Below are 14,222 nucleotides of genomic sequence, written 5' to 3' on the forward strand. Positions count from 1 at the left end.
CTTTCAAGCGCGGCGGAGGACGATGAGGTGGCGATCCGCATCGCAACCCGGTACCGACAGGGGGTGCACCTGCTCGACCTTAATCCCTTTTGCAAGTGTGCTCAACTCATCTTCCGGCCACTTGCCCTTCATAGCGTAAAACCTGCCGTCATCGGTTAGCAAGTGCTCACACCAGGCCGCCATGTCGGACACGGAGGCAAACGCCCGCGAAACCACTCCGGCAAAGCGCTGGGCGGGGCGATAGGCCTCGACCCGCTCATTGACTACCGTGACATTGGGCAATGGCAACTGGGTGGCGACCTGGAACAGGAAGCGGGTTTTCTTGCCGTTGCTGTCGAGCAGGGTGATCGGCCGGTCGGGGAACATGATCGCCAGCGGGATGCCGGGCAGCCCACCGCCACTACCCACATCGATCAATGGCTCATCCGCCCCGCCACAGAGCTTCACCACGCTCAGGCTGTCGATGACATGGCGCTCGAGCATCTGGGCCGGGTCCCGCACGGCGGACAGGTTGTATGCCGAATTCCAGCGCGCGAACAGCTCCAGGTACTGCAACAGCTTGTCCTGCTGTGCCGATGTGAGCTCGAGCCCCATGGACGCTGCGGCCTCGGTCAGGCGCGGGCGGTACTCTTCCATCTGCAGAGAAATGGTCGGATCTCCCCTGTTAACCCCGAGGGGCACAATCTCATGCGCGGGCGTCGCCCGTCGCGGCACACTGCCGGTCAACCGGCCTTTTTGCGGGTCAGCAGCCCGCGCTTTTTCAACTGGATCAGCAGCAGTGACACCGCCGCCGGCGTTACGCCGGGAATGCGCGACGCACGTGCCAGGGTGTCCGGCCGGGTCTCCTCGAGCTTCTGCTTCACCTCACTGGAGAGGCCGGACACCGAACCGTAATCAAAATCCGCCGGCAGCGGCGTGTCCTCGTAGGCCTGCAGGCGCTCGATCTCCTCCCGCTGGCGGTCGATATAGCCGGCGTACTTGGCTGAGATTTCCACCTGCTCGGCGACACGCTCGTCCCCGACTGGCTCGCCCTTGAGGTGAGCCACCTCGCCATAACCGAGCTCCGGGCGACGCAGCAGCTCGATCAGGCTGTATTCACGGGCCAGCGGCTGCGGCAGGCGCGATTCGACGGCGGCAGCCTGGGGGGTCTTCGGGTGAATCCAGGTCTCGCGCAGCCGCTGGGTTTCCCGCTCGATGGCCTCGCGCTTGTCGCTGAAGGCCTGCCAGCGCACATCGTCCACCAGTCCCAGCTCCCGGCCGGTTTCGGTCAGGCGCAGGTCGGCGTTGTCCTCGCGCAGCATCAGCCGGTACTCGGCGCGGCTGGTGAACATGCGGTAGGGCTCCTTGGTGCCGCTGGTGATCAGGTCATCCACCAGTACGCCCAGGTAGGCCTCGTCCCGGCGCGGGCACCAGGCGTCGCGGTCGCCCGCACGCAGGGCGGCATTGGCCCCGGCCAGAAGCCCCTGGGCGGCGGCTTCCTCGTAGCCGGTGGTGCCGTTGATCTGCCCGGCAAAGAACAGGCCCTGGATAAACTTGGTCTCCAGGGACGGTTTCAGGTCGCGTGGATCGAAGAAATCGTACTCGATGGCATAGCCGGGGCGGGTGATATGGGCCCGCTCGAAGCCGCGGATGGACTGCACCAGCTCCAGCTGTACATCGAATGGCAGGCTGGTGGAGATGCCATTGGGGTAGAGCTCGTTGGTGGTCAGCCCCTCGGGTTCGACAAAGATCTGGTGGCTGTCCTTGTCCGCAAAGCGGTGCACCTTGTCCTCGATCGACGGACAGTAGCGCGGCCCGACGCCCTCAATCACCCCGGAGAACATCGGTGAGCGGTCGAGACCGCCGCGGATGACATCGTGGGTACGGGTGTTGGTGTGGGTAATCCAGCAGCAGGCCTGGCGGGGATGTTGCGCGCGACTGCCCAGGTAGGACATCACTGGCGTGGGGGTATCTCCCCACTGCTCCTCCATCACCGAGAAATCCACCGAGCGTGCATCGATGCGCGGCGGGGTCCCGGTCTTGAGGCGCTCGACCCGGAAAGGGAGCTCGCGCAAACGTTCAGCCAGGGCGATGGAGGGCGGGTCACCGGCACGGCCGCCGGAGAGCGAGTCCATACCGATATGGATGCGGCCGCCCAGGAAGGTGCCGGCGGTGATGACCACATTCTGCGCCCGGAACCGCAGTCCGGCATTGGTTACCACGCCAGCGACCCGGTCCCCCTCGACGATCAGGTCATCGGCGGCCTGCTGGAATATCTCCAGGTGCGGCTGGGATTCCAGCACTTCACGGATTGCACTCCGGTACAGGGCGCGGTCGGCCTGGGCGCGTGTGGCGCGCACTGCGGGTCCCTTGCGGGCATTGAGCACGCGGAACTGGATGCCTGCGTGGTCAGTGGCGTGCGCCATGGCGCCTCCCAGGGCGTCCACTTCCTTGACCAGGTGGCTCTTGCCGATACCGCCGATTGCCGGGTTACAGGACATCTGGCCCAGGGTCTCGATGTTGTGGGTCAGCAGCAGGGTGGAGGCACCCATGCGTGCGGCCGCGAGGGCTGCCTCGGTACCGGCATGTCCACCGCCGATCACAATCACGTCGAAGCGTTTGGGAAATTCCATAACCTCTGCCAGGGGGAGTTAAAAAGGGCGCACATTTTATAGCCAGTACCCGTTGACAGCAAATGCCGATTTCAAGGGAAGCGGCGTCTGCTGAAAGCATTGTAGGGTCGCCACGCCAAAGGTAATCCCCAAGTGGACGACAGGCTCTCCTGATCGGCAGGCAGAGATATTGAATTATTAAACTTATACATATGTATGTAGAAAGATTGTTTTGTATTTGTTGTAACTATTGGGGACGCCTTTTTCCGGTATAAACAAGAAAAATACATATAAATCAATGGGTTGGGAGAAGTGCAACCATGCCAACAACCCCTTGGCCGGGGCAGGGGCAAGCGCGGTACATGGTTGTGGACAGACGGGATAACTTTGGTGTCTATCGCCGGACGCTGAACTTATGCCCGGGTTCCTCCGCAGGTTGCGGCGGTTTTATCCTCCTTTTTATGCACAGGCTTGTGGTGGCGGGAGCTTCCTGTTGATAACTGGCGGCATAAGCTGTCCCGCTCCTGTGTGTGGTCCGCGTCTTCTGGATAACCCTGTGGTCAGATGTGCGCAACTGTTGTGGTCAAGGCGTTGACTTCCGCTGCATAGTCCCGGCGGCCGGGCGACAGGCATTTGTACGGGTAGTTATACAGGCACAGGTGCGGCCAATGCGCCCGGGGCGGTATTGCCCGTTTTTGCGGTGCGGCGACAACCGGGAGGAGCGGGTCAAGAGCGACGGGGGGAGGAAAGGGGCAGGGCGGGTAGCCCTGCGCGGGGGTTATTTGCCGATACAGAAGCTGCCAAAGATCTTGCCCAGCAGCTCATCGGCGGTCATGGTGCCGGTGATTTCCCCCAGTGCCTGCTGGGCCTGCCGCAGGTCCTCGGCCAGCAGCTCGCCGGCACCGCTGTCATGCAGCTGGCTGGCGCCCTGCTCGATAAAGGCCCGCGCCCGGGCGAGGGCATCCAGGTGGCGCCGCCGGGCGCTGAAGTTCCCCTCGGCAGCGCCGCTGAAGCCCATGCATTGCTTGAGGTGCTGTTTCAGGGCGTCGAGCCCGGCCCCCGTCCTGGCGCTGATGGCGATCACCGGCACACCGTCGGTGTGCGCCTGGAGGCCGGCACCATACTCGGTCAGGTCGATCTTGTTCAGTACCAGGGTGAGCCTGTCCGGGTCCGGCAGGCGGGCGGTGAACTCCGGCCACACCTGTTCCGGGTCGAGTGAGTGTGCCTGGTCCGCGTCGACCACCAGCAATACACGATCCGCCTGGTGGATTTCATCCCAGGCCCGCTGGATACCGATCTGCTCCACCTGGTCCGGTGAATCGCGCAGGCCGGCAGTGTCGGCGAACTGCAGGGGCATGCCATCGATGTCCACGTACTCGCGCAGGATGTCCCGCGTGGTGCCGGCGATATCGGTGACGATCGCCGCCTCGTGACCTGCCAGTGCGTTCAGCAGGCTGGACTTGCCTGCGTTGGGGCGGCCGGCAATCGCCACCTGCATGCCCTCGCGCATGATGCTGCCCTGGCGTGCCTGGGTCTCGACCGCCGCCAGTTGCGTCAGGAGCTGTTCCAGGTCGGCTGCCACCTTGCCGTCGGCAAGAAAATCGATTTCCTCTTCCGGAAAATCGATCGAAGCTTCGACATATATACGCAGATGGGTCAGTGAGTCGCTTAATTCTTCGATTTTTTCGGAAAATGCGCCCTGCAGGGAGCGCATGGCATTCCGGGCGGCCTGGGCGCTGCCGGCCTCAATCAGGTCCGCGATGGCCTCAGCCTGCGCCAGGTCGATCTTGTCGTTGAGGAACGCGCGCTCGGAAAACTCCCCGGGGCGGGCCTGGCGGGCGCCCTCGTGGATACAGGCCTGCAACAGCTGGTCGAGAATCACAGGTCCGCCGTGCCCCTGCAGCTCCACCACGTCCTCGCCGGTGAAGGAGTTGGGGCCGGGAAAGAATAGGGCGATGCCCTGGTCGAGTAATTCTCCCCGGTGGCTGAAGTCCCGGTAGTGGGCACGGCGCGGCTGCAGGGGGGATTCCCCGGCGATGGCAGCGGCGATTTGTGCGGCGCGGGGACCGGACAGGCGAATCACGCCGATACCGCCGCGCCCAGGTGCTGTGGCGACGGCGGCGATGGTGTCCCGCTGCCGGTTGGGATTTTGCTCTGACATGGGAAAAGTTTATCCGACTGGGAGATTTCTGCGCTATGACGAAACAGGGCCGCATAAAGCGGCCCTGTTTCGTTGGACGGTAAGCAGTGACCGGCGGTTACTTGCCCTCGGTCTCGATCTGCTTGTTGAGGTACCAGGTCTGGGCGATGGTGATCAGGTTGTTGGCAATCCAGTAGATCACCAGCCCGGCCGGGAACCAAAGGAAGAAGAAGGTCATCATCACCGGCATCAGCTGCATGATCCGCGCCTGGGTGGGGTCCGTGGGCTGCGGCTGGAGTTTCTGCATCAGCCACATGCTGGCGCCCATGATCACCGGCAGGATGAAGTAGGGATCCTTCACTGACAGGTCGTGGATCCACAGGATCCATGGCGCATGGCGCAGTTCCACGGTTTCCATCAGCATCCAGTAGAGTCCGATAAACACCGGCATCTGCAGCAGGATGGGGAAACAGCCCCCCATGGGATTGATCTTCTCCCGCCGGTAGAGCTTCATGGTCTCCTCGGCGAGTTTCTGGCGGTTGTCCTTGTATTGCTCCTGCAGTTTCTTCATTTGCGGGGCAAACTTGCGCATGCGCGCCATGGACTTGATCCCCGCCGCGCTGAGCGGGTAGAGCAGGGCCTTGATAAATACCGTCAGCAGGATAATCGCCCAGCCCCAGTTGTCGACGATATGCTCGTGGATAAAGTTCAGCACCCGGAACAGCGGCTTGGCGATCCACCACAGCCAGCCGTAGTCGACGGTCAGGTCCAGGTAGGGCGAGATCTCTTCCAGGCGGTAGACGTCCTTGGGACCAGCATAGAAGGAAGCGCGCAATTCACCCCCGGTGCCCGGTTCCACCTGCACCGGCGGCGATACGAAGCGCATTACGTAAAGGCCACCCTTGAGCTGGCGCATCTCGAAGGTGTTGCGCACGTCCTGTTCCGGGATCCAGGCACCCAGGAAGTAGTGCTGCACCATGGCGATCCAGCCGCCCTCGATGGTGGCGGTGGTGGGCTTCTCGGCCATCTCCTCGAAGTCCTGCTTGAAATAGTTTTCCTCCGGGGTGCGCATGGCACCGCCGAGGAAGGGCGACATGCCGATGCCGGCGTCGCTCGGCGGTACGTGGGCATCGCGCTTGAGCTGGCCGTAGAGGGCGGCGGACCAGGGCGCGGAGCCGCTGTTCTGCACCTGGTAGGTCACGTCCACCAGGTAGTCGCCGCGGCGGAAAGTAAAGCGCTTGGTGATTTCCGCATCGCCCTGTTTCAGTGTCAGGTCGACGGTAAGGGTGTCCTGCCCCTCGGCCAGGGCGAAGGAGGTATCTCCGGCGCGGAACAGGGGACGGCCCTTGGCGCTGTCGGTACCGTTCGGGCCGATCAACCCGCTCTGGGAAATATAAGTGCTATCCCGTGTCTGCTTGAGCAGCAGCAGGGGCTCATCCGGGGTTTCCCGCTCCTGGGCGTGCTGGCGCAGGGCCACCTTGACGATATCTCCGCCGCGGGGATTGATCAGCAGCTCGAACACGTCAGTGGTCACGCTGATCAGCTTGCCATCGGCGGCGGGAGCCGGCGCTTCAGTGCCCGGTTGTTGTAGCTGGGGAACATCTCCGGTATCGGTATCCGTCTGGGTGGGGACGGTGCCGGCCTGCCCGGTGTTGACGATCTCGCGGTCGATTTCCGGGGCGCGCCGCTCCTGGAATGCGTTCCACTGGAAAATAAGGGCCAGTAAAACTGCGGCGATTCCGCCCAGCAGCGCGTAACGTTGCCAATCCATCTTATATCCTGGGGTGTCTTCTAGAGGTTTGCTAATGGTCTTGTTCGTCGGAAGCGGGTGGAACCGGATCCAGGCCGCCGGGGTGCCAAGGGTGGCATTTTATAAGGCGACGTCCGGTTAAATAACCCCCCTTTAGGAATCCGTGTGCTTTTAATGCCTCCTCCGCATAATGGGAGCAGGTGGGATAGAAGCGGCACTGGTTGCCCACCCAGGGACTGAGCAGGTAGCGATAGACGTGAATCAGCCTGATCGCCAGCCAGGTCATCGTTTCTTCTCTTCGGATTCCTGTACCCGGCGGGCCAGCTTGCGCCACTGTTTGTCGAACAGTTTTGCCAGTGCGGGCCGGTCGAGGTCGCCGATTCCCGGGCGCGCGATTACCACGACGTCCACGGCCGGCAGGCGGTGCTGGCGCAGGCGGAAGCTCTCGCGGGCAATTCGCTTGATTCGATTGCGGTCAGTGGCGTTGCGGACGTGTTTTTTGGCCACCACGAGGCCCAGGCGCGGGTGCCCGAGATCATTGGGGACAGCGAGGATCAGGAGGTTGGGGTGCGCGGCGCGTACCTGGGTGCCGGAAAATACGGCGCGGTACTGTGCCGCGTTAAGCAGGCGCAGCGGCTTGGCAAATCCGAAGTCGCTGCGTTCCTGTTGCATATATAAGGAAGGACGTCCCGCGGGGCGGGGCGAACTTATGCAGACAGGACCTTGCGACCCTTGGCGCGGCGACGGGCCAGTACCTTGCGACCGTTTTTGGTGGCCATACGGGCACGGAAGCCGTGGTTGCGCTTGCGCTTCAAGTTGCTGGGCTGGAATGTACGTTTCATGGTCTTGCTACCTGAGACTTTGTATTCGGATATTCATGGGGCGAACCCCGGCCGCTGGCTCTGCTACCGGCCCCTTGTGGGCGGAACTGTGCGCTGCGAAGGCGGCGGATTGTATAGAAAGGCAGCAGTGAAAGCAACGCAGGGGAGGGTGAATTCATTGGAAATTGCCCTTCGTCCGTTTAATTCTAGACCCACCGCGGGGGTGACCGATCGGACGCTCCTGGCGGGGCCATGTGCCCACCGGTTGATACCAAGATATTCACAGGTTGCTGTGGATAAAATTCCATCTCCTTTTGTTTGGGGTGGTTATATATTGTTCAAACCCTTGAAAGTAGGGCATTTTTTTGCCGATGTTTTTTAATAAAAAGCTTTCCTGTTGTGGATAACCAGCGCCGCGGGGGGGTATAATCTCTGCTCTTTTGCGCGGCCCCACAGGCTCTTTCCCGGGCTACCGGCTCTGCCGCGACATTCATATACAGTTTTTCTGGGGTTTTTGGGGGGTTCCTTGTCTGAGTCCGTTTGGAAGCAGTGCGCGGCCTGTTTGCAGGATGAATTGCCGTCACAGCAGTTCAACACCTGGATCCGGCCGCTGCGGGTAACTTCCGCCCATGCCGCTGAGCTCCGCCTGCAGGCCCCTAACCGGTTCGTCCTTGATTGGGTCAACGGGAAATTCCTCAACCGTATCCGGGAACTGGTGGCCCATTACAGTGGTGGGCAGGCCCCGGAGATTGTCCTGGAGTCCGCCGCCCGTGGGACTGCGCCGCGCTTTACGCGCGGTCGCCGGGGAGCCGCGGCAGCATCAACGGATCGGCCCGAGGCCCGTGCGCCAGCAACCCTGGCCGAGGAGGCTGGGGCTCCCCAGGCGGTAGCGGCTGAAGAGGCCACTGCAGACCAGGTGAGTAGCGGTGAGTTGGCGCTTACTGACCCGCGCCCACCCGTTGCCTCAGCGCCGCCATCACCTCCGCCGACGCCGGTAGGGGGCAACCCCACTGGGCGGGTGTCCAGCGATGGCGGGCGCAACGTCGAGGTGGAGGGCGCCATCAAGCACGGTAGCTCCCTCAACAGGAACTTTACCTTTACCTCCTTTGTAGAGGGTAAGTCCAACCAGCTTGGCCTGGCTGCGGCACAACAGATCGCCGATAACCCTGGTGGGGCCTATAACCCTCTGTTTATTTACGGTGGTGTGGGCCTGGGCAAGACCCACCTGATGCACGCAGTGGGCAACGCGCTTCTGGACCGCAATCCGAATGCCAAGGTGGTCTACCTGCATTCCGAGCGGTTTGTGGCGGATATGGTGAAGGCCCTGCAGCTGAACGCGATCAGCGATTTCAAGCGCTACTATCGCTCGGTGGACGCGCTGTTGATTGACGATATCCAGTTCTTTGCCGGCAAGGAGCGCTCCCAGGAAGAGTTCTTCCACACCTTCAATGCCCTGCTGGAAGGTGGGCAGCAAATCATCCTGACCTGCGATCGTTACCCGAAAGAGATCGATGGGCTGGAGGAGCGCCTCAAGTCCCGTTTTGGCTGGGGCCTGACTGTGGCGGTGGAGCCGCCAGAGCTGGAGACGCGGGTCGCGATCCTGATGAAGAAGGCGGACCAGGTGGGCGTGGACCTGCCCCACGACTCGGCTTTCTTCATCGCCCAGCGGATCCGCAGCAATGTGCGCGAGCTTGAGGGCGCGCTGCGGCGCGTTGTCGCCAACGCGCAGTTTACCGGCAGGCCGATCGATGACGTGCTCGTGCGCGAGGCACTGAAGGACCTGCTGGCACTGCAGGACCGGCTGGTGAGTATCGACAATATCCAGCGGGTGGTCGCGGAATACTACAAGATCAAGGTGGCAGACCTGCTCTCCAAGCGCCGCAGCCGCTCGGTGGCACGGCCCAGGCAGGTGGCGATGTCCCTGGCCAAGGAGCTGACCAACCACAGCCTGCCCGAGATAGGTGACGCATTTGGTGGCAGGGATCACACGACGGTGCTGCACGCCTGCCGTAAAATCCGTGAGTTACAGGAATCCGACGCAGATATTCGCGAGGATGTGAAACTGCTGACTCGCTCCCTGACGACCTGACCCAATAAACGACAACACAAGGCGATAAGACCCATGAAATTCAATGTGAGCCGGGACGCCCTGCTGAAACCGCTGCAACTGGTTGCCGGCGTGGTAGAAAAGCGCCAGACATTGCCGGTACTGGCAAATGTGCTGATGCAGTTGCGCGGGCAGGAGTTGTCCCTCACCGGTACGGACCTGGAGGTGGAGATTGTTGGCCGCCTGCCGGTAGATGCCGTTGAACTGGAGGGTGAGGTGACGGTTCCGGCGCGCAAACTGCTGGATATCTGTCGCTCCCTGCCGGATGGCGCCGAACTGAAGTTCGAGCGCGATGGCGAGCGCCTGATCCTGCGCAGTGGCCGCAGCCGCTTCCAGCTGTCCACGCTGCCGGCTACGGATTTCCCCAACCAGGAGGAAACCAGTGCGCAGACCCGCTTCTCAATTTCCCAGCGCGAAATCCGCCGCCTGATCGAGGCCACCGGTTTTGCCATGGCGCAGCAGGACGTCCGCTATTACCTCAATGGCCTGTTGCTCGAGTGTCGCCCGCAGCAGCTGCGTGCGGTGGCCACCGATGGGCACCGCCTGGCCCTGTGTGACCGCGATGCGCCGGGCCTCAATGTGGAAGGCCCGCTGCAGGCAATCCTGCCGCGCAAGGGTGTGCTGGAGCTGGGTAGGCTGCTGGAAGATACCGACGCGACTGCCGAGGTAGTGCTGGGTAACAACCATATCCGGGTGATCAGCGGCCAGTTCACTTTTACCTCCAAGCTGGTGGATGGCAAGTTCCCGGACTACGAGCGGGTGTTGCCGCGCGCAACCGGCAACGAGATTTACGCCGACCGCCAGGCACTGCGCCAGGCATTCTCCCGTGCGGCAATCCTCTCCAACGAGAAGTACCGCGGTGTACGCCTGCAGATTTCTGAGGGGATCCTGCAGATCGTAGCGAACAACCCGGAGCAGGAGGAGGCCGAAGAGCAGGTGGTGGTGGACTACGTCGGCGAGCCGCTGGAGATTGGTTTCAATGTCAGCTACCTGCTGGATGTGACCGCCGCCATCCATAGCGACCAGATTCGCATCGGCCTCGCGGATGCCAACAGCAGTGCGCTGCTGCAGCAGCCGGAAGAGGGCGATGCACTCTACGTTATTATGCCGATGCGGCTGTAAGCGACTTTAGTGACTGACAGCCGTATCCCACTCCCACTCTTCTGCGCCGGGGTCTTCCGGAGCCCGGCGTACCCCCTTCCGTCCCCTTTGCCAGCGCCTGTTGATTCCGTGTCGCTGGGCCCGGAGTCGCTGCGGTGACCCTGCGCCGCCTTGCCCTGACTAATTTCCGCAATATCCCCCATGCAGACCTTGTGCTTGGGCCGGGGGTTAACCTGTTCTGTGGCATGAACGGCTCGGGCAAGACCTCCCTGCTGGAGGCAGTGCATATGCTGGCCAGTGGGCGGTCTTTCCGCACGCGGCAGCACCAGTCCGTGATCCGTGAGGGGGCTGACCAGTTGACCGTGTTCGGGCAGCTGGAGCGGGGTGACTCGCTCGGGATCGAGCGGTTGCGTGCCGGGGGAGGGCGTATCCGTGTAAACCAGGAGAATGCAGGGTCGAGCTCGCAGCTCGCCGCATTGTTGCCCCTGCAGGTGATCAATAGTGAGAGTTTTTCGGCACTGGATGGTGGCCCGGGGGTGCGCAGGCGCCTGCTGGACTGGACGGTGTTCCACGTGGAACATTCCTTTATCGAGGTCTGGAAAAGCTACCAAATCGCGCTGAGACAGCGAAATGCACTGCTCCGTCGTGGTAAAATCGGGAGTGATGATATCGGCATCTGGGAGCAGAGGCTGGCGGTTACCGGCGATACGGTAGACCGCCTCCGGCGCGAAGCGTTTGTTGCCCTGGAGGCCGCATTCTTCCAGTTCCTGGATGATATTCCTGATTCCCCCGTGCGGCGGGTGGAGTTCTCCTATCGCCGGGGCTGGCGAAAGGATGCCGATCTACTCGAGGCGCTGGCGGCGTCCAGGGAGGCGGACCTTGCGCAGGGGTATACCCGGATTGGTCCGCAGCGAGCAGACCTGCGGTTCAGCGTAGCCGGCGAGCCGGCACACCAGATCCTATCCCGGGGCCAGCAGAAGATGCTGGTGTGCGCGCTCAGGGCCGCCATGGCAGAGGTGGTCATGCGGCGCGGAGAGCGCCCGGTCTTTCTTGTGGATGACCTGCCTTCGGAGCTGGACCCGGAAAATCAGTTGCAGTTCGCCCGCTGGGTGAGCAGGGTGGCCGGCCTGGTGCTGGTAACCGGTATTGATCCAGAGATTACGAGCCGGCCCTGGCGGAAGCTGGGCCAGCCATGGAATACCCCGACCATGTTCCACGTGGAACATGGAACAATCAGAGCTGTCCCGCTGACAGCCGATAATAGTTGAATGGAGTAATTCAATGTCAGAGCAGAACAGCTATGACTCCAGTAGTATCAAGGTGCTGAAAGGCCTGGATGCGGTGCGCAAGCGTCCGGGGATGTATATCGGCGATACGGATGATGGTACCGGTCTCCACCATATGGTTTTTGAGGTGGTGGACAACTCCATCGACGAGGCTCTGGCGGGACACTGTGATGAGATCCGGGTTGTCATTCACCCGGATGAGTCTGTATCCATTTCCGATAACGGCCGTGGTATCCCCACTGAAATGCACGAGGAGGAGGGGGTTTCTGCCGCCGAGGTCATTATGACCGTGCTGCATGCCGGCGGTAAGTTCGATGACAACACCTACAAGGTGTCCGGTGGCCTGCATGGAGTGGGTGTATCGGTGGTAAATGCGCTTTCAGCAGAGCTGAAGCTCACCATTCGCCGCGGTGGCAAGATCCACGAGCAGGTCTACCATCATGGCGTGCCCCAGGGGCCGCTGGCCGTTGTCGGTGAGACGGATACCTCCGGTACCGCAGTGCATTTCAAGCCGTCTGACGAGACCTTCAGCAATATCCAGTTCCACTTCGACCAGCTGGCCAAGCGCCTGCGGGAACTGTCTTTCCTCAACTCCGGCGTGCGCATCGTGCTGAAGGATGAGCGTTCCGGCAAGGAAGAGGTATACGAATACGAGGGCGGCCTGCGGGCTTTCGTGGAGTTCCTGAACCACGCCAAGACCCCGATCAACAAGGTCCTGCATTTCCAGAGCCAGCGGGAAGACGGCATCGGTGTGGAAGTGGCCCTGCAGTGGAACGACAGCTTCCAGGAAAACCTCTTCTGTTACACCAATAATATTCCCCAGCGGGACGGCGGCACCCACCTGGCGGGTTTCCGTGCCGCGCTGACCCGCGGGCTGAACAATTACATTGAAAAAGAAGGACTGGGCAAGAAGGACAAGGTCCACACCACCGGCGATGATGCCCGTGAGGGCCTGACCGCCATCATCTCGGTCAAGGTGCCGGACCCCAAGTTCTCGTCCCAGACCAAGGACAAGCTGGTGTCCTCTGAGGTGAAGCCGGCTGTCGAGCAGGAAATGGCCCAGTATTTCAGTGAATACCTGCTGGAGAACCCACAGGAGGCCAAGTCTGTTGTCACCAAGATGATCGACGCGGCCAAGGCCCGAGAGGCCGCCCGCAAGGCGCGGGAGATGACTCGCCGCAAGGGCGCGCTGGATATCGCCGGCCTGCCCGGCAAGCTGGCGGATTGCCAGCAGAAGGATCCGGCGCTGTCAGAGATCTACCTGGTGGAGGGTGATTCTGCCGGCGGCTCCGCCAAGCAGGGTAGGGACCGTCGCACCCAGGCGATCCTGCCGCTCAAGGGCAAGATCCTCAATGTGGAGAAGGCACGCTTCGACAAGATGCTTTCCAGTGCCGAGGTCGGCACCCTGATTACCGCCCTGGGTTGCGGTATCGGCAAGAGCGAGTTTGACCCGGACAAGCTGCGTTACCACTCCATCATCATCATGACGGATGCTGACGTGGATGGCGCGCACATCCGAACCCTGCTTCTGACCTTCTTCTTCCGCCAGATGCCGGAGCTGATCGAGCGGGGCCATATCTTTATCGCCCAGCCACCGCTGTACAAGATCGCCAAGGGCAAGCAGGAGCAGTACCTGAAGGATGAGGGTGCCCTGACCCAGTTCCTCACCAATGCCGCCCTGGACAGCGCCACCCTGTATGTAAATCCCGAGGCTCCGGGCCTATCCGGCGAGTCCCTGGAAAACCTGGTGGGCGAGTACCGAGCAGTGCTGAATACGATCGACCGGCTTTCCCGGGTTTACCCGGAAGAAGTGCTGCGCAGTATGATCTACCAGCCCAGCCTGACACCCGAGGACCTGCAGTCCCGGGAAAAGATGGAAGCCTGGTGCGAGAAGCTGCAGGAGCAGCTGCTGGAGGAAGCCAATGGCGGCGGCCGTCGCCACGAACTGACGGTCCAGGAGAACACCGAGCGGGGTCTCTTCCTGCCGCATGTACACATTGTTGCCCATGGTGTCAGCAGCGATTACCTGATCAACCACGAGTTCTTCGAATCGGCGGAATACCGCTCGATACGTACTCTCGGGGAAAAGATGGTGGGCCTGATGGAAGAGGGCGCCTTTGTACAGCGCGGTGACAAGCAGCAGCCGGTCAGCAGCTTCCCGGAAGCCCTGGAGTGGCTGATGAATGAGAGCCGCCGCGGCTATAGCATCCAGCGTTACAAGGGCCTGGGCGAGATGAACCCGGACCAGTTGTGGGACACCACCATGAACCCGGAAACCCGTCGTATGCTGCAGGTAACCGTGGAGGATGCCATTGCCGCGGACCAGATCTTCACCACCCTGATGGGCGACCAGGTGGAGCCGCGCCGGGACTTTATCGAGAGCAATGCGCTGGCGGTAGAGAACCTGGACGTCTGATGTGCGGGCG

The 14,222-nt window shown here is 61.9% G+C and carries 11 protein-coding genes; 4 read left to right on the forward strand and 7 right to left on the reverse strand.

Features of this window, described 5'->3' with window-relative positions; all coding sequences use genetic code 11:
- Positions 1–3 precede the first annotated feature (3 nt).
- The 7 genes from rsmG to rpmH form a co-directional block, all read right to left on the reverse strand.
- Positions 4–636 (reverse strand): 16S rRNA (guanine(527)-N(7))-methyltransferase RsmG, encoded by a 633-nt coding sequence (gene rsmG / locus LVD10_RS05535; RefSeq protein ID WP_232940338.1) that lies wholly within the window; start codon positions 634–636, stop codon positions 4–6.
- Positions 637–722: 86 nt separating this feature from the next.
- A complete protein-coding gene (gene mnmG, locus LVD10_RS05540) occupies positions 723–2,612 on the reverse strand; it encodes a tRNA uridine-5-carboxymethylaminomethyl(34) synthesis enzyme MnmG (RefSeq protein ID WP_237062283.1) in 1,890 nt (629 codons plus the stop codon).
- 757 nt (positions 2,613–3,369) lie between these two features.
- Positions 3,370–4,752 carry a tRNA uridine-5-carboxymethylaminomethyl(34) synthesis GTPase MnmE gene (mnmE, locus tag LVD10_RS05545; RefSeq protein WP_237062291.1) on the reverse strand — a complete coding sequence of 461 codons (1,383 nt, stop codon included), beginning with the start codon at positions 4,750–4,752 and terminating at the stop codon, positions 3,370–3,372.
- 97 nt (positions 4,753–4,849) lie between these two features.
- A complete protein-coding gene (gene yidC, locus LVD10_RS05550) occupies positions 4,850–6,502 on the reverse strand; it encodes a membrane protein insertase YidC (protein ID WP_237062300.1) in 1,653 nt (550 codons plus the stop codon).
- 31 nt (positions 6,503–6,533) lie between these two features.
- A complete protein-coding gene (gene yidD / locus LVD10_RS05555; RefSeq protein ID WP_232940343.1) occupies positions 6,534–6,767 on the reverse strand; it encodes a membrane protein insertion efficiency factor YidD in 234 nt (77 codons plus the stop codon).
- The gene (rnpA, locus tag LVD10_RS05560; protein ID WP_232940344.1) at positions 6,764–7,153 is read right to left on the reverse strand and encodes a ribonuclease P protein component; all 390 of its coding nucleotides are present in this window, start codon (positions 7,151–7,153) and stop codon (positions 6,764–6,766) included. Before rnpA ends, yidD begins: the two co-directional genes overlap by 4 nt.
- A gap of 35 nt (positions 7,154–7,188) precedes the next feature.
- Positions 7,189–7,323: a 50S ribosomal protein L34 gene (rpmH, locus tag LVD10_RS05565; protein WP_091514029.1), complete on the reverse strand. Its 135-nt coding sequence runs from the start codon at positions 7,321–7,323 to the stop codon at positions 7,189–7,191.
- Positions 7,324–7,828: 505 nt separating this feature from the next.
- Here rpmH and dnaA point away from each other — a divergent pair.
- The 4 genes from dnaA to gyrB all read left to right on the forward strand — a co-directional run bounded on the left by dnaA (position 7,829) and on the right by gyrB (position 14,212).
- Positions 7,829–9,391, forward strand: a complete 1,563-nt coding sequence (gene dnaA, locus LVD10_RS05570) for a chromosomal replication initiator protein DnaA (RefSeq protein ID WP_237062311.1) — start codon at positions 7,829–7,831, stop codon at positions 9,389–9,391.
- Between the two features lie 33 nt (positions 9,392–9,424).
- Positions 9,425–10,531, forward strand: a complete 1,107-nt coding sequence (gene dnaN, locus LVD10_RS05575; RefSeq protein ID WP_237062314.1) for a DNA polymerase III subunit beta — start codon at positions 9,425–9,427, stop codon at positions 10,529–10,531.
- 134 nt (positions 10,532–10,665) lie between these two features.
- A complete protein-coding gene (gene recF / locus LVD10_RS05580; RefSeq protein WP_237062315.1) occupies positions 10,666–11,778 on the forward strand; it encodes a DNA replication/repair protein RecF in 1,113 nt (370 codons plus the stop codon).
- Positions 11,779–11,791: 13 nt separating this feature from the next.
- Entirely contained in the window at positions 11,792–14,212 is a 2,421-nt protein-coding gene (gene gyrB, locus LVD10_RS05585; protein WP_232940348.1) for a DNA topoisomerase (ATP-hydrolyzing) subunit B, read from the forward strand.
- Positions 14,213–14,222 lie beyond the last annotated feature (10 nt).

Source organism: Microbulbifer zhoushanensis (genome assembly GCF_021729055.1).
GTDB classification, from domain to species: domain Bacteria; phylum Pseudomonadota; class Gammaproteobacteria; order Pseudomonadales; family Cellvibrionaceae; genus Microbulbifer; species Microbulbifer zhoushanensis.